The organism is Ruegeria sp. AB6, from assembly GCF_056542685.1.
The window spans coordinates 170632-185148 of the sequence record NZ_JBQGAD010000002.1; the positions used below are offsets into that span (position 1 = coordinate 170632).

17 protein-coding genes and 1 other RNA gene are annotated in these 14517 nt (G+C 59.6%); 11 read left to right on the forward strand and 7 right to left on the reverse strand.

Translation table 11 applies throughout. The features are described from left to right. Positions 1–2 precede the first annotated feature (2 nt). The 3 genes from ACR0DB_RS04980 (at position 3) to rnpB (ending at position 1918) form a co-directional block, all read left to right on the forward strand. Positions 3–731, forward strand: coding sequence for a hypothetical protein (locus tag ACR0DB_RS04980; RefSeq protein WP_480549316.1), 729 nt, complete (start codon positions 3–5; stop codon positions 729–731). Further along, positions 682–1398: an N-acetylmuramoyl-L-alanine amidase gene (locus tag ACR0DB_RS04985; RefSeq protein WP_480549318.1), complete on the forward strand. Its 717-nt coding sequence runs from the start codon at positions 682–684 to the stop codon at positions 1396–1398. The genes ACR0DB_RS04980 and ACR0DB_RS04985 overlap by 50 nt, the downstream gene beginning before the upstream one ends. 126 nt (positions 1399–1524) lie before the next feature. After that, positions 1525–1918: RNase P RNA component class A (rnpB, locus tag ACR0DB_RS04990), an RNA gene on the forward strand. An 8-nt stretch (positions 1919–1926) separates the two neighbouring features. Here rnpB and ACR0DB_RS04995 read toward each other — a convergent pair. Both ACR0DB_RS04995 and ACR0DB_RS05000 read right to left on the reverse strand, forming a co-directional pair. Beyond that, complete coding sequence (locus ACR0DB_RS04995) at positions 1927–2769, reverse strand: DUF2182 domain-containing protein (protein ID WP_480549320.1); 843 nt, start codon at positions 2767–2769, stop codon at positions 1927–1929. Continuing rightward, a complete protein-coding gene (locus ACR0DB_RS05000) occupies positions 2770–3405 on the reverse strand; it encodes a DUF1326 domain-containing protein (protein ID WP_480549322.1) in 636 nt (211 codons plus the stop codon). A 293-nt stretch (positions 3406–3698) separates the two neighbouring features. On the opposite strand from ACR0DB_RS05000, the gene rpmG reads away from it, so the two are divergent. Then, positions 3699–3866, forward strand: coding sequence for a 50S ribosomal protein L33 (gene rpmG / locus ACR0DB_RS05005; protein ID WP_010441901.1), 168 nt, complete (start codon positions 3699–3701; stop codon positions 3864–3866). 206 nt (positions 3867–4072) lie between these two features. Beyond that, a complete protein-coding gene (locus ACR0DB_RS05010) occupies positions 4073–4579 on the forward strand; it encodes a hypothetical protein (RefSeq protein ID WP_170769120.1) in 507 nt (168 codons plus the stop codon). A 139-nt stretch (positions 4580–4718) separates the two neighbouring features. Here the strand turns inward: ACR0DB_RS05010 and ACR0DB_RS05015 are convergent, their stop codons facing one another. Together ACR0DB_RS05015 and ACR0DB_RS05020 are read right to left on the reverse strand one after the other, a co-directional pair. Beyond that, positions 4719–5489: a Bax inhibitor-1/YccA family protein gene (locus ACR0DB_RS05015; RefSeq protein WP_480549324.1), complete on the reverse strand. Its 771-nt coding sequence runs from the start codon at positions 5487–5489 to the stop codon at positions 4719–4721. Between the two features lie 181 nt (positions 5490–5670). Beyond that, positions 5671–5880 carry a DUF1127 domain-containing protein gene (locus ACR0DB_RS05020; RefSeq protein WP_170769122.1) on the reverse strand — a complete coding sequence of 70 codons (210 nt, stop codon included), beginning with the start codon at positions 5878–5880 and terminating at the stop codon, positions 5671–5673. Positions 5881–6007: 127 nt separating this feature from the next. Between ACR0DB_RS05020 and ACR0DB_RS05025 the strand changes: the two genes are divergently transcribed. Beyond that, positions 6008–6889 (forward strand): LysR family transcriptional regulator, encoded by an 882-nt coding sequence (locus ACR0DB_RS05025; RefSeq protein WP_170769123.1) that lies wholly within the window; start codon positions 6008–6010, stop codon positions 6887–6889. Here the strand turns inward: ACR0DB_RS05025 and ACR0DB_RS05030 are convergent. Continuing rightward, the gene (locus ACR0DB_RS05030; RefSeq protein ID WP_480549326.1) at positions 6886–7842 is read right to left on the reverse strand and encodes an NADPH:quinone oxidoreductase family protein; all 957 of its coding nucleotides are present in this window, start codon (positions 7840–7842) and stop codon (positions 6886–6888) included. The genes ACR0DB_RS05025 and ACR0DB_RS05030 overlap by 4 nt on opposite strands. A gap of 334 nt (positions 7843–8176) precedes the next feature. Here ACR0DB_RS05030 and ACR0DB_RS05035 point away from each other — a divergent pair, with 334 nt between their 5' ends. The 3 genes from ACR0DB_RS05035 to ACR0DB_RS05045 all read left to right on the forward strand — a co-directional run bounded on the left by ACR0DB_RS05035 (position 8177) and on the right by ACR0DB_RS05045 (position 10836). Continuing rightward, the gene (locus ACR0DB_RS05035) at positions 8177–8548 is read left to right on the forward strand and encodes a helix-turn-helix domain-containing protein (RefSeq protein WP_170769125.1); all 372 of its coding nucleotides are present in this window, start codon (positions 8177–8179) and stop codon (positions 8546–8548) included. Between the two features lie 44 nt (positions 8549–8592). After that, the gene (gene hisN / locus ACR0DB_RS05040; RefSeq protein WP_170788252.1) at positions 8593–9384 is read left to right on the forward strand and encodes a histidinol-phosphatase; all 792 of its coding nucleotides are present in this window, start codon (positions 8593–8595) and stop codon (positions 9382–9384) included. Positions 9385–9501: 117 nt separating this feature from the next. Further along, positions 9502–10836, forward strand: coding sequence for an 8-oxoguanine deaminase (locus tag ACR0DB_RS05045; protein WP_480549328.1), 1335 nt, complete (start codon positions 9502–9504; stop codon positions 10834–10836). A 59-nt stretch (positions 10837–10895) separates the two neighbouring features. On the opposite strand, the gene guaD is transcribed toward ACR0DB_RS05045, so the two are convergent. Next, positions 10896–12182, reverse strand: a complete 1287-nt coding sequence (guaD, locus tag ACR0DB_RS05050) for a guanine deaminase (RefSeq protein ID WP_480549330.1) — start codon at positions 12180–12182, stop codon at positions 10896–10898. Positions 12183–12323: 141 nt separating this feature from the next. On the opposite strand from guaD, the gene mgtE reads away from it, so the two are divergent. Together mgtE and ACR0DB_RS05060 are read left to right on the forward strand one after the other, a co-directional pair. Beyond that, on the forward strand, positions 12324–13718 hold the full coding sequence (gene mgtE / locus ACR0DB_RS05055; protein WP_480549332.1) for a magnesium transporter: 1395 nt from the start codon (positions 12324–12326) through the stop codon (positions 13716–13718). Then, entirely contained in the window at positions 13715–14272 is a 558-nt protein-coding gene (locus tag ACR0DB_RS05060) for a 5-formyltetrahydrofolate cyclo-ligase (RefSeq protein ID WP_170783987.1), read from the forward strand. Before mgtE ends, ACR0DB_RS05060 begins: the two co-directional genes overlap by 4 nt. Positions 14273–14278: 6 nt before the next feature. On the opposite strand, the gene ACR0DB_RS05065 is transcribed toward ACR0DB_RS05060, so the two are convergent. Beyond that, entirely contained in the window at positions 14279–14506 is a 228-nt protein-coding gene (locus tag ACR0DB_RS05065; RefSeq protein WP_170783989.1) for a putative hemolysin, read from the reverse strand. Positions 14507–14517: the final 11 nt, after the last annotated feature.

The following is a 14517-nucleotide window of genomic DNA, read 5'->3' on the forward strand; positions in this document are numbered from 1 at the left end:
GGATGCGCATCACGCTTCTGATCCCCGCACTCGGGCTTGTAACCGCCTGCAATACGGTGGCCCCCATTCAGGGCGCCGGGTTCAACACACCCTCCTATCAAGCACAGCGCGAGGCCGCGCTGACGGGGCAGGGATATACGGGCAACCCGCTGACCGGTCCCGTAGATGTGTCTGAACAGGCTCTGGGTGCGCCGGGCTCCGCGCTGCCCCCGACAGGTGAAAATGCCGACTTGGCCTCGGCCACGGCGGCAGCCTTGGCCAGCACGTCCAATGCGCAGCCAGTGGGCGGCTTTGATCCGGCCACGACGGCCCCGGTTCAAACCGCGATCCCAAGCAACAACACCATCTCTGACGAACAGGATTTCGCCGCTGTATCCGACCGACGCACGATCGAATCGGACGCGGCCCGGATCGAGCAAAACCGCCAGACCTACGAAGTGGTCGCCCCTACCGCGGTCCCGCAGCGTGGCACCGACGGACAGCCCAATATCGTCCAATATGCGCTGAATACATCCAACCCGGTCGGAACACAGCTCTACAGCCGGGCGGGGTTCAACCTGCAGGCCAAAGCGCAGCGCAACTGCGCCAAGTTCCCGTCGGCGGATCAAGCGCAGATCGAGTTCCTGGCCAGTGGAGGCCCGCAACGCGACCGCAAGGGTCTGGACCCGGATGGCGATGGCTATGCATGCAGCTGGGACCCAAGCCCGTTCCGCAGTGCCGTCGCAAACTGAGCTTAGCCCGATCTGGCACCCGTCGCCCAACTTTGGCGTGCGACGGGATAACCTGAAGCCCAGCCTGATCGTCCTGCATTACACAGCGATGAGCAGCGCGCAAGCCGCGCTGACCCGCCTGTGCGATCCGCAATACGAGGTCTCGGCCCACTACCTGATCGGCGCAGACGGAACGCTCTGGCACATGGTGCGGGAAACAGACCGTGCATGGCATGCAGGCGCGGGGGAGTGGATGGGGCAAAGCGACATAAACTCGCACTCCATTGGGATCGAATTGGACAATCGCGGCGATCACCCCTTTTCCGATCCGCTGATGACCTCGCTTGAGGCCCTGTTACCTGCCATCATGATCCGCTGGAATATCCCCGAAACCGGCATTATAGGTCATTCCGACATGGCTCCGGGCCGCAAAATCGACCCCGGCCCCCGCTTCGACTGGCAGCGGTTGGAACGCCAGGCGCTTGCCGCCCGCCGCGGCAACGGCGTCCCGCAGCAAGACACTTCGCCCGCATCCTTCCGCGCCTGCGCGCAAACGGCCGGATACACCGCAGACGCGGACGACAAAACTCTCCTGTCAACAATCCGCCTCAGATACCGCCCCTGGGCGACCGGACCCCTGACCGCCGAAGACTTCATTCCCTTGATGCCGCCTGCCGCTAACGCATGATCCGCCCTTCATCTGGCTAAAAATATCCCGGGGATGAATTGGCCGCAGGCCAAGAAGGGGCTGGCCCCTTCCACCTACCGATCAACTCTTGACGCCGCCGGGCCTAACGCCTAACCCATCCCACGCGCGGAGGGCCGGATGGCCGCTGGGGCCCAAGGGCCCGAGAGGAAAGTCCGGACTCCACAAGACAACGGTGCCGGGTAACGCCCGGGCGGGGCAACCCGACGGAAAGCGCCACAGAAATCAGACCGCCACACGCGTGTGGTAAGGGTGAAACGGTGGGGTAAGAGCCCACCGCGCCGCTGGCAACAGGGGCGGCACGGCAAGCCCCACCGGGAGCAATGCCAAATAGGGTCCCCGCGCGGGCCGGTCGGCGTCCGCCGATACCGCCGCTAAGCCTGTCTTGGCCCAGAGGGACCGGGTTGGCAGCTTGAGCCGCGCAGCAATGCACGGCCTAGAGGAATGGTCATCGAAGGGGGCAACCCCGGAACAAGATCCGGCTTACAGGCCCTCCGCGCATATTCCTCTCTAAGCAAGCGGCAAGACCCCACGCCCGATCACCCAGATACCGGCGATGATCAGGGCAACCCCGGTTGCCGGGACCAACCACCGCCCCTGGGGAAGTAGTTTCTCCAACCCGACATAAAGCGCGATACCGGCGATCCAATAGAGGTTCATCACGCCGCCAACGAACAGCAGCAGCATCAACGCCCAGCAACACCCCAGACAGTAAAGCCCATGCAACACGCCGACCTGAAACGCGCCATAGGGGCCTGGGCGGTTGTGGTCGGCCAGAAACCGCGCCGGACTGCGGCAATGGCGCAGACAGGCCGTCTTGAGGCTGGAAAGCTGATAGAGACCAGCGGCCAGCAAAACAGTACCTGCAAAGACCTCGGACCGGATCGTCATCATCGGCCCGTCCGACAGGCCGATCTGCTCCAACCCCCATTGGCTGCCGGTTGCGAGCATACTGAAGGCGGCCCATGCGACGAGATACCCACTTAGAAACAAAAGGCTCAGCCGGGTTGAGCGCGCCCGCTCAGATCCCATTCGTTTGATCGCCGTATACAGCAGCACCGTTGGTGCCGCGCTGGGTGTCATCATGGCAACCATCATGACCCACCACATCAGGAAGATCAGAATGCCATAGCTTAGGGACCAATGAACCTCACCGCCCATTTGCATCGGAGTGCCGATCGGTCCGGCCATCGCGGTCATATCAACCGCCGTCATGTTCATGCCGATGCCCGCAACCGTATACCAACAGGCAAACAACACGATCATCAGAACGCAGAACAGCACGATACTGCCGTCACGACGCAGCACTTGCTCGACCACCCCAGGCGTGGGTGCAGATGGATTTGGTTTCATCTAAGCGCCCAGAACGCCATGGCCCGAGATATTCAGATGCGCCAGATGGGCATGGGTCGCATCAAAGCTCAGGCTGATCTCACCCCCATGGGTGGTGGTAGTGCCCGAGGCTGATTCTGCGTGTCGGTATTCGAACCCGTTGGGCAGCTGGATCGCCGCACGGTGCGGTTGACCTGAAACGATATGGGGGATCGGGCTGACATTCAGGTCGAAAATACCTTTGACCTTAGCATAGCCTGTGCGGTCCTCACGCGACCAGTCCAGTTCGATGGGCAGATACAGCGTCTCATGTTTGGTCGGTGCCATGGCGCTGTAAACATACCAGAAGGTCGCCATTTCGTCCGTGTCTTGACCGGTCATGATGGCTTGTAGAGCCGCACGTTGCGCGTCGCTGGCGCTTTCGTCGATGATCAACTGCATCTGACCGTTGCCTTCGTGAATCGGGCCGGGCCAGTAGTACACGCCAGCGGCGCGGACCCCGGCAAGGTCAGTGTCGCCGTAATGGCCGGACTCAATGTCATAGACGACAACAGCTTCACAGTTGCCATGGGTGGGAAGAACGCTGAACTGGCACGGGCAGCCGAAATTGCAGTTGCAATTGGCCAGCTCTTCAGCCTGAATTGTCCATTCTGTCATGATTGCCCCCAAGTAAATTTGCACAAAAAAGAACTACTCGGTCAGGGGTTGCCGTCAGATCTGTGCCTCAACTGTCGCGTCGATTTCCAACGTCTTGGTTTGACAAACTGGATGCACACTATCACGGAACCGTGATCTCGCCAAACGAGGGCAGGCTTGTTGTCGGAAACTCGATTGGAAAACTGCGCAATTCGGCCCGATTCCGGTTGACTCGGCTGCGCGACCGGGTAAAAGCGCACGCTCATAGGAATTCAACCGAAAGGCCCCTGCCTTTCCGGACGCAGGAGATAACCATGGCGAAGCCGACGACAATCAAGATCCGTCTGAACTCGACCGCGGGCACGGGCCACTTCTACGTGACCAAAAAGAACGCGCGCACCATGACCGAAAAAATGACCATTCGTAAATACGATCCGGTCGCTCGGAAGCATGTCGAGTACAAGGAAGGCAAGATCAAGTAATCTGCCGATCCGCTTGGACAGTTTAAAAGGGTTGCGCTACGGCGCAGCCCTTTTTTCATGTTCGATCGGCATCCAGTTGCGCTGAGGTCAGCACCTGTCCGTTGCAGCGGCGCATCAGCCACCTGCGCATTCGAGTGAGGTGCGGGTTGCTTTTTGGGACACCTTGCCCATACGCTTCAGCTAACCGTTCCAAAATGTTGGCCGTCATGAAAAAAATCTTGTTATCCACAATCACCGTTCTGGCCCTTGCGGGCTGCGAAGATCTCTATAACCGTCAGGGCGTCGGCTTTGCTGGCCTTAGCGGAGAGCCCCGGACATCCTCGGACGTGCCGGGCACTGTCGCATTTGTTCCCGAGTCGCGGAACATCCCAGCTGATCTGGCGGAATTGACGCCGGTCTCGGTGTCGACAGGCGAGACTGAAGCCCAGAAAGTCGCGCGCGTCGCAATCGACAATGGCGGGCGCGGAGACAGTAACGCGGTTGTTCTGAATGGCTCGGGTACCAACTTGTTCCTAAGCACGGTCAATGTGAATGGCACGCCCTATGGCGTGCTGCGTACAGCTAACAACAGCACTCGCGTGGACAATGAAATCGGTGCCGCCTTTGGCCGGAACGCCGAGCAGTTCACCGGATGCCTTCCCGCCGGAGACGTATTCCGCAAAGGTTCGTCCTCGCGCAGCTCGGGCTTCGCGGTTGCGTTGAACTGTAGCTGACCCCGGTCTGAGAGAACTCCAAAGCCCTCGCCCATCTGGGTGGGGGCTTTTTCTTTTGCCCGATAGGTCTTGGATCTTCAGGCGCAAATGAAAAAGGGCGGGTCAATAACCCGCCCTATGTTTGATGTGTATCGGTTGCTTATTCGCGGTTGCCGAACAGTTGCAGCAGGAACATGAACATATTGATGAAGTCCAGATACAGGCTCAGCGCGCCCATGATTGCGGCCTTGCCCAACCATTCCTGATCGCCCGAATGGGCCATTTGCAGGTAGGTGGTCTTGATGTTCTGCGTGTCATACGCGGTCAGGCCTGCGAAGATCAGGACACCCAGAACGGAAACTGCGAACGCGATGGCCGACGAGGCGATGAAGATGTTCACAACGGACGCAACGATCAGGCCGATCACGCCCATGATCAGGAATGTGCCCATGGCCGACAGGTCCTTTTTGGTCGTATAGCCATACAGCGACAGGCCGGCAAAGGCGATCGAGGTGATTAGGAAGACTTGGATGATCGACTGACCGGTGAAGACCAGGAAAATCCAGCTGATCGAAATACCCATCACTGCGGCGAAGGTGTAGAACACCAGCTGAGCCGCTGCTGCCGACAGGCGGTTGATTGCTGCGCCAAAGCCGAACACAAAAGCCAGCGGGGCAAACATGATCACCCATTTCAGGGGCGATGTGAACAAGGTCGCGCCGAATTGGGTCAGATACGTGTTCGCGCTGATCTGGTATTCGGTCGGAACGCTGGATACAGCCATGCCGGCAATCGCCCATGCAGCAGCAAAAGTAATCAGCATGCCCACGGACATGGTGCCGTAGACTTTGTTCATATGGACGCGCAGGCCCTCGTCAATCTGGGCAGCGCGCGCGCCGGCCGCCGTCCGGATCGTGTCAAATTGTGCCATAAAAGGGTCTCCCTTCGTTAATTCTTTGGTGCGCCTGCAAGCGAGACGCCTTCCCCGCAAATATCGGCAAGTGGGGGCTGTGTTTCAAGAGTTTAACGCTGGAAACTGGCTAAAACACGCAACAAAAATGGCGACCTGCTGACGCGGGTCGCCATTGATGAGAAAAAGATACATTCAGAAATCACTTTTGCCAGAAATCCGGCGCATCCCAAATGGGGCGAGCAGCCTCGGCTTCGGCTTGTTCGCGGGTGATACCGATGTCTTTCAATGCGCGGTCGTCCAATCGGGCCAGCTTGTGGCGCTGGCGAAGCAGGGATAAGGCGTCCAACAGAGTCAAAACGGAAAACCTGCGATGCGGTTTGCAGCGGGATGTCAGTGCAATCTGGGTCATAGGTATTGTCCTTTCTTTTGTTTCCGATGGTTTTTAGAATTCCCATCAACTTCCTTGATCTATATGTCCCGATGTGACACATTTTAAAAATGAATATTTTTGACGTAACACATAAGGGATCGTGAAGATGCGAAATCTGGACATCACCACTCTGCGCTCATTCGTGGCCGTTGCCGATCAAGGCGGCGTAACGCGGGCAGCCGGTTTTTTGCACCTGACGCAATCTGCGGTTTCGATGCAGTTGAAGCGGCTGGAGGAACTGCTGGGGCTTGAGTTGCTGGACCGCAGCGGACGCACGATTGCGCTGACGGCATCGGGGGAGCAACTGCTGGCTTATGCGCGCCGCATGATTGCGTTGAATGACGAGGTGATCTCGAAGCTCACCGATCAGGCGTTCGAGGGCGAGGTCGTTCTGGGTGTGCCGCACGACATCGTTTACCCCGCGATTCCAAGGGTTCTGAAGCGATTCAACGCTGATTTCCCACGCGTGAAGGTACAGTTGTTCTCGTCTTTTTCGATGCAGTTGAAAGAGATGTATAGGAAAGGCGAATGCGATCTAATCCTGACGACGGAATCAAACGCCGCGGAAGGGGCAGAAACGATTGCCGAATTGCCTCTGCGCTGGGTAGGCGCGCCGGGTGGGTCGGCATGGCGCAAGCGACCGATCCCCTTGGCCGAGGGGCGACGCTGTCTGTTTCGGCCCAAGGTCATCAGCGCACTGGACGGAGCCGATATTCCCTGGGAACTGGCCGTTGATTCCGAAGATGACCGCACCATCGAGGCCACGGTCAGCGCCGATCTGGCTGTCTCGGCCATGCTGGAAGGCACTGAGGCCGCCCATCTTGAGCTGATCGAATCGGGCGGCGCTCTTCCCGATCTACCGGTTCAAATGATCAACCTTTACGGCGGCGACTCGGGTCGCGGGGAAATCATCGAAGCCCTGGCGGCGCTGGTACGACAGAATTTCCGCATCATGGCGGGGACACCGTTGAAGGCTGTCGCGGGCTAGGGTGTGATGACGACCTTGCCTGTGGCCGCACGGTCCCTCAGCAGTTGCAGGCCTTGCGCGGCCTCGGTCAGGGGCAGGGTATGGCTGATATGGGGTTTGATTTTCCCCTCCGAATGCCAGCGAAATAGGGTGGCGAAGCTGTCCTGCACGATCTGAGGGCGGAATCTCAGATAGCCGCCGATGTAAAAGCCAATGACAGTCAAGTTCTTGACCAGAAGGTGATTGGCGGGGATTTGTGGCACGTCTCCGCCCGCGAACCCGATGGGCAGCAGACGGCCCTCGGGATTGGTGGCACGAAAGGCGGCCTGGAACACGTCGCCGCCGATAGCGTCATAGACCACATCGGCGCCGCCCAAGTCCTTGACGCGCGATCGAAGATCTTCGGACGCGTCAATCAGGTGATCGGCTCCTGCGGCGCGCGCGACCTCCAGCTTTTCCGCCCCGCGCGCCTGCGCAATCACCGTGGCCCCCATCAACTTGCCGATTTCGACAGCCGTCAATCCGACGCCACCAGCAGCCCCTGTGACCAGCAAGGTTTCACCCGGCTGCAATCGGGCGCGGTGATCCAGCGCAATGTGACTGGTTCCATATGCAATTTGGATGGCGGCGGCGTCCTCAAAGCTCATCGAAGCGGGTAGGGGGATCGCACGATCTGCGTCGAACACCCCAAATTCCGCCAAACCGCCCTGACCTGAATAGACAGCCACACGATCCCCCACGGACAGGGTGGTCACATCTGGGCCAATCTGATCGACAACACCAGAAATTTCCATCCCTTGCGTGAAGGGGGCTGAGGGGGTGTCCTGATAGGTGCCCTTCTGCATCAGCAGATCCGCGAAGTTCAGACCGCAGGCCTTGATGGCGACGCGAATCTGCCCCGGACCAGGGTCCGGACGCGCGATATCGCACAGCTGAGCGTCCGCGCCTTTCGATGAGATTCTGTAGGCCAGCATAAAGGTGCTCCGTGATTTTGGGCGGAGTAGATTCGTTTTCTGGTTGAATTGTCAATCAGTGACCTTGCGCGCAAAAAACTGGCACGAACGCTAATATATACATAATGCAATAAACATAGAGGTATTATGTGTGCGCATCGCACAACCACAAATCCTTACCCTTGAAATCTTACTCAACCTTCTTGAAAAAAAACGCAAATAGGGCAATAGTGCGCTATGGTGCTGATTTGGGGGCATGTTCCAACTTAGTGAGCGGTTAAGAACTGCTCGTTAGTTATGCGATGATGAAATATATCGCACGTCCCCGGTAGTTGTGTAGTAGAGGAGAATACCAATGACCCATCACGTCGATGTCCATGTGGGCAAGCGCGTCCGGCATCGCCGCTGGCTGATTGGAATGACCCAGCAGCAACTGGCGCAGCAAGTTGGTATCAAGTTCCAGCAGATTCAGAAATACGAAACGGGTGCGAACCGCATCAGTGCGTCGCGTTTGTGGGACATCGCCGAAGCGCTGGATGTTCCAGTCAGCTTTTTCTTCGAAGGTTTGGAAGAGGCTGAGAAGGAAACCTCAAGCAAGAAATCGGTGCCTGCTGATCTGATGGGAGACAAAGAGGCGTTGGATCTGGTTCGGTCCTACTATGCGATCCCGGAAAACCAGCGCCGTCGACTGTTCGAACTGGCGCGTGTTCTCAGCGACGTTGCCTGATTAAGCGGGTTGACTTTGATGCGTGTGCCCCGCACGGGTAGCGCATGACACAGCCTATTCTGACCGATCTGGACGTAGCAGAAGAAATGGCCGACGCAGCGCGCGCGGCCATTCTTCCGTTTTTCCGCCAAGCAAATCTGGAAACCTCGAACAAGCTGTCACAGGGGTTCGATCCGGTGACGATCGCCGATCGTGAGGCCGAGCGTGTAATGCGCGACATTCTGGCCAAACATCGCCCTGATGACGGGATTTTGGGGGAAGAATTCGGTCAGGTGCCGGGCAGCAGCGGCCGAACCTGGGTCTTGGACCCGATTGACGGCACGCGCGGGTTCATCAGCGGGACGCCCACATGGGGTGTTCTGATTGCGCTCAGCAGCGCTGACGGGCCGATCATGGGGGTCATTGATCAGCCATATATTGGTGAACGGTTCGTGGGCTCGGTCGATATTGCGCAGGTCAGCGGACCCACGGGAACCCGGCCTTTGGACACGCGGGCGACAACCTCGCTGGCTCAGGCCATCGTGTTTACCACTTTCCCCGAGGTCGGCACCCCGGAAGAACGCGCCGGGTTCGAGGCCGTGGCGCGGCACGCGCGCCTCACGCGATATGGCATGGATTGCTACGCCTATGCCTTGCTGGCCGCCGGGCAGGTGGATCTGGTGATCGAGGCCGGTTTGCAAGCCTATGACATCCAGGCACCCATAGCCGTGATCGAGGCGGCTGGCGGCATCGTCACCGACTGGCAGGGTGGTCCCGCCCACAACGGCGGTCGCGCTCTGGCAGCGGCCAATGCCGATCTGCACGCCGCTGCGCTGGATATCTTGCGCCAATACTGAATCCGGTTGCCCGGACCGGCCCGGTCGGTTATTTTCTGACCGGTTGGTTCTTACGCCCGTTTTCCGCCAGCCCGCATTCTCCAAGCATGAGACGGGTTGATGCGACGGAGGGGCGAGATGACCGAAATCCTTATCAAACACGCAGATACCATCCTCACAATGGATGACACGCGACGCGAATTGCGCGGGGCCGATATTCTGATCCAAAACAGCCAGATTGCGCAGATCGGGCAGGGCCTGACCACGACCGGAGAAATCCATGACGCGACAGGATGCGTGGTGACACCTGGTTTGGTGAACACACATCACCATCTTTACCAAACCCTAACCCGCGCCGTACCCGGTGGGCAGGATGCGCTGCTCTTTGGTTGGCTGAAAACGCTCTACCCCATCTGGGCACGGTTCGGACCGGATGAAATGTTCACCTCAGCTCAGATTGGGCTGGCCGAATTGGCGCTGTCGGGCTGTACGCTTAGTTCGGACCACTTGTACCTCTACCCCAACGGCGCACGGCTGGACGACACCATCGCCGCCGCTGCCGAGGTCGGCCTGCGTTTCCACCCGACCCGTGGCGCGATGAGCATCGGTGAAAGCGATGGTGGCCTGCCCCCGGATGCGCTGGTTGAAACCGAGGATGCAATCCTCAACGATATGATCCGCGTCGTCGACGCCTTTCATGACGCGTCCGAGGGCGCAATGTGCCGGGTCGGCCTGGCTCCATGCTCTCCGTTTTCGGTTAGCCGTGACCTGATGCGCGACACAGCCGTACTGGCGCGAGACAAGGGCGTGATGCTGCACACTCATCTTGCCGAAAACGATGAGGATATCGCCTATTCCCAGGCGCAATTCGGCTGCCGCCCCGGTCAATACGCCGAAGATCTGGGCTGGACCGGCCCCGATGTGTGGCACGCCCATTGCGTCAAGCTGGATGGGGCCGAGATCGACCTATTCGCCCGCACACAGACCGGCGTTGCCCATTGCCCCTGTTCAAACTGTCGGCTGGGCTCAGGGATCGCGCCGGTTCGGAAAATGCGCGATTGCGGCGTGCCAGTTGGGCTAGGCGCGGATGGCTCGGCCAGCAATGACAATGGCAGCCTGGTGCTCGAGGCGCGACAGGCCATGCTCCTCCAACGGGTCGCCAATGGCGCGGATGCGATGTCCTCCCGCGAGGCGCTTGAAATCGCAACCCGAGGCGGTGCTGATGTCCTCAATCGCCCGGATTGCGGCCGGTTGGCGCCGGGCAAACGCGCAGATATAGCCATCTGGGACATAGGCGGTATCGAAAGCGCAGGCAGTTGGGATCCGGCGGCGCTGTTGCTGTCCGGGCCGATGAAGGTGAAACATTTGTTCGTCGAAGGCCGCCAAATCGTGCGCGACGGGGCTATCACCACTATGGACCTGCCACGTGTGATCGAACGGCAGAACGCGCTGGCGCGAGCCCTGCAAAGCTGAAACTCTTCTTCTGTTCAAAAATACCTCCGCCGGAGGCATGCGCCGCAAGGCGCATTCCCTCACGCGACAGCGGCCCCGCCGATCCAAACCTCGGCAATGGCGCGATCATCCCCCATCATGATGGTCGGGAAGATCGCCTCCCATATTTCATCCGCACAAGCCTCGCGCTGCGCGATGGCCGGGGTCGAGGCCAGATCAAGCACGACCAGATCCGCCTCCATCCCCAGTGCGATATTGCCAATCCGATCGTCCAACCGCAGCGACCGCGCCGATCCGACCGTGCCCAACCACAACAGTTGCGCCGCATGCAGAGGCGCGCCGCGCAGTTGCCCGATCTCATAGGCCGAGGCCATTGTGTGCAGCATCGAGAAACTCGACCCGCCGCCCGTATCCGTGGCCAACCCGACCCGATGCCCGTCATGCATCAATCCGGTCATATCGAACAGGCCCGAGCCAATGAAGGTGTTCGAGGTCGGGCAATGGATCAGCGCCGCGTCCACCTCGCGCAGGCGGTCGCGCTCGCGCGCCTCCAGATGGATGACGTGGCCATAGACCCCATGCGAACCCAGAAGACCGAATTTCTCGTAAGTATCCAGATAGTCGCGCGCCTCGGGAAACAACTCGCGGACCCAGGCGATTTCATCCGTTTGTTCACTCAGATGGGTCTGCATTAGACAATGAGGGTGCTCGGCCCACAGCGCGCCCATCGCCTCAAGCTGTTCAGGCGTGGATGTCGGTGAAAACCGCGGGGTGATAGCATAGGTTAAACGGTCAACACGATGCCATTTCTCTAGCAATGCCTCCGATTGGTCATAGGCCGTTTTCGCAGTGTCCCGCAGCCCCTCGGGCGCGTTGCGGTCCATGCAGGTCTTGCCTGCCACCACACGCTGGTTGCGCGCTTGTGCAGCCGCAAAGAACGCATCGACGCTTTCGGGGTGAATGGTGCAAAAGCTGCACATCGTCGTGGTGCCATGGGCCGCTGATAGGTCCAGATAGCGGTTTGCAATTTCGGCGGCATAGGTCGGGTCGCCGAACTTCATCTCTTCGGGGAAGGTATAGGTGTTCAACCAGTCGATCAGACGCTTGCCCCAGCTGGCAATCATCGCGGTCTGTGGATAGTGCACATGCGCGTCCACAAATCCGGCCATGATCACGTGCTGGCCGTGATCGACCACCTGCGCGTCGGGATGCGCAGAGCGCAGCGTATCGGCATCACCCACCGCGGCGATATGGCCACCCTCGACCACCACTGCTTCGCTGAACTCAACGGCGTCGGTTGGCTCGCCCTCGAACGGGGAACCGGTAAAGCTGAGCACACGCCCTTTCAGCAGCGTTTTCTGCGCCATTTTCATTCATCTCCGCCTGTATGGGACCGTCAAATAGCATAGGCGCGGGAAACTTCTGGGTAAATCGGCGCATTGTCATTGTTTTCCGGTAGCTGCTTCTTCTATTTAAAGGGCAATGACCGAAGGATAGCGGGGGCAGACATGACCACAGGCATTGACGAACCCCAAGTCGAGTCGACCAGTGACGACGACGTTTATGCGCTGGACCCGAAGGCTATCACGGCAATTCTTTATGCTGTCGATGTGGATGACCGCGACAAGCTGGTTGAGCTTATGGAGCCGCTGCACGCCGCTGACATCGCCGACCTTCTGGAACAGATCAACCCGTACGACCGCGCCCAGCTGATCCGGCTGTATGACAAAGAGTTTGACGGCGACATCTTGTCCGAACTTGACGAGGCCGTGCGGGAAGAGATCATCGGCATTCTCAAACCCGACGTTCTCGCCGACGCCGTGCGCGAGATGGAAAGCGACGATGTCGTCGACCTGCTGGAGGACCTCGAAGAGCCGCAGCAAGAGGCCATTCTGGACGCGCTGGAGGATTCCGAGCGGATCGCGGCAGAGCAAGCGCTGTCTTACCCCGAGAACTCGGCCGGTCGCCTCATGCAGCGCGAAGTGGTCATGTCGCCCGAACATTGGACGGTGGGTCAGGCCATCGATTTCATGCGCGCTAATGACGATCTGCCCGAGCAATTCTACTATGTCGTCATGGTCGATCCGCGCCTGAAACCTGTGGCGCAGGTGACACTGGGAAAGCTTATGGCGGCGCGCCGCGAAGTGCGGCTGGCCGATCTGGCCGATGAAGAGCTGCACATTATTCCGGTCGATCAGGATGAAGAGGACGTGGCCTATGCGTTCAACCAGTACCACCTGATCTCGGCCCCGGTGGTGGATGCTGATGGGCGGTTGGTTGGTGTCATTACCATCGACGACGCCATGGTGGTTCTGGATGAAGAGCACGAGGAAGATATCCTGCGTTTGGCGGGGGTTAGCGACGAAAGCTCAATCTCGGACAGTGTGGCGGATACCAGCAAGCGGCGGCTGCCGTGGTTGGCGGTGAATCTGTGCACGGCGATCTGTGCCTCGCTGGTGATTTCGCAATTCGAGGCAGCAATTGATCAGCTGGTGGCGCTGGCGATCCTGATGCCGATCGTGGCTTCGATGGGGGGCAATGCAGGTACGCAGTCGCTGACAGTCGCGGTACGAGCGCTGGCCACGCGCGACCTGACCAACGCCAACGTGATGCGGGTGATTCGGCGGGAATTGCTGGTGGGGCTACTGAACGGGCTGTGTTTTGCCATCGTGCTGGGCACGGTGGGTATGATGTGGTTCGATTCTCCGATGCTGGGTGTCGTGATCGGGTCGGCCTTGGTCGTGAACATGGTGATCGCGGGGTTCGCGGGTACAGTAGTACCAGTGGTGCTGGATCGTCTGGGCGTTGACCCGGCGCTGGCATCGGGGACCTTTGTGACGACGACAACGGATGTCATGGGGTTCTTCATCTTTCTGGGACTTGCCAGCGTGGTGCTACTGTGACCGATCTGACCGAAATCAAAGCCGCCGCGCGCAAGGCGGCCTTTGCGCGTCGAAAGGCTGCCTTTGACGCGCGACTTCCCGGTGCGGCAGGGCGTTTGTCCGAAGTGTTGGCCGGGCACCGGGGCGTGCCGATCTCGGGCTACATGCCCATCCGCACCGAGATTGATCCGCTGCCCGCCATGGCCGAGGCTTCGGCCTATGGTCCGGTCGGCGTGCCCGTGATCCAAGCTGCCGCGCAGCCGCTGAAGTTTTCGCACTGGACCCCCGAAGGCGCTCTAAAAGACGGCCCTTTCGGGGCCAAGGTGCCGGAGGTCGACGATTATTTTGACCCGGAAATCCTGATCGTGCCGCTGGTGGCCTTTGATGCGCAGGGTGGACGGCTGGGCTATGGCGGTGGATTCTATGACCGCACGCTGGAGGGACTGCGCGCCAAACGCCCGACACTGGCCATTGGTTTCGCCTTTGACGCACAAGAGGCCGAGGGCCTGCCGCTGGAGCCGACCGATCAGCCCTTGGACATGGTGATCACGGAAAGCCGGGTTCTGACGTTTTAACGCCGCTCACCCCGCATGGTTTTCGCGGAAATACTCCCACGCATCCAAATCGCGCCCATCGGGTAGGGTACACCGCCCTGTTTGGCCGTCGGCCCCGTCGACAATGCGATAATCGCCGCCGCTTTCAACACAGAACGTCGCCGCAGGGTTGGCCAGTTGTACCGAGTTGTCGGACTCAGGTTCGCATGCGGCTAGGGGGATCAGAAGAAGGGCAAGCAGGTACAGGCGGGTCATGAAACGCTCCG

Bases quoted from the DNA above. Each gene is read 5' to 3' on its own strand.
- hisN (WP_170788252.1), top strand. From the start codon at position 8,593: ATGACACAGCCTATTCTGACCGATCTGGACGTAGCAGAAGAAATGGCC.
- ACR0DB_RS04980 (WP_480549316.1), top strand. From the start codon at position 3: ATGCGCATCACGCTTCTGATCCCCGCACTCGGGCTTGTAACCGCCTGC.
- rpmG (WP_010441901.1), top strand. From the start codon at position 3,699: ATGGCGAAGCCGACGACAATCAAGATCCGTCTGAACTCGACCGCGGGC.
- ACR0DB_RS05035 (WP_170769125.1), top strand. From the start codon at position 8,177: ATGACCCATCACGTCGATGTCCATGTGGGCAAGCGCGTCCGGCATCGC.
- ACR0DB_RS05010 (WP_170769120.1), top strand. From the start codon at position 4,073: ATGAAAAAAATCTTGTTATCCACAATCACCGTTCTGGCCCTTGCGGGC.
- ACR0DB_RS05045 (WP_480549328.1), top strand. From the start codon at position 9,502: ATGACCGAAATCCTTATCAAACACGCAGATACCATCCTCACAATGGAT.
- ACR0DB_RS05015 (WP_480549324.1), bottom strand. From the start codon at position 5,489: ATGGCACAATTTGACACGATCCGGACGGCGGCCGGCGCGCGCGCTGCC.
- ACR0DB_RS04995 (WP_480549320.1), bottom strand. From the start codon at position 2,769: ATGAAACCAAATCCATCTGCACCCACGCCTGGGGTGGTCGAGCAAGTG.
- guaD (WP_480549330.1), bottom strand. From the start codon at position 12,182: ATGGCGCAGAAAACGCTGCTGAAAGGGCGTGTGCTCAGCTTTACCGGT.
- ACR0DB_RS05020 (WP_170769122.1), bottom strand. From the start codon at position 5,880: ATGACCCAGATTGCACTGACATCCCGCTGCAAACCGCATCGCAGGTTT.
- ACR0DB_RS05030 (WP_480549326.1), bottom strand. From the start codon at position 7,842: ATGCTGGCCTACAGAATCTCATCGAAAGGCGCGGACGCTCAGCTGTGC.
- ACR0DB_RS05000 (WP_480549322.1), bottom strand. From the start codon at position 3,405: ATGACAGAATGGACAATTCAGGCTGAAGAGCTGGCCAATTGCAACTGC.
- ACR0DB_RS04985 (WP_480549318.1), top strand. From the start codon at position 682: ATGCATGCAGCTGGGACCCAAGCCCGTTCCGCAGTGCCGTCGCAAACT.
- mgtE (WP_480549332.1), top strand. From the start codon at position 12,324: ATGACCACAGGCATTGACGAACCCCAAGTCGAGTCGACCAGTGACGAC.
- ACR0DB_RS05065 (WP_170783989.1), bottom strand. From the start codon at position 14,506: ATGACCCGCCTGTACCTGCTTGCCCTTCTTCTGATCCCCCTAGCCGCA.
- ACR0DB_RS05025 (WP_170769123.1), top strand. From the start codon at position 6,008: ATGCGAAATCTGGACATCACCACTCTGCGCTCATTCGTGGCCGTTGCC.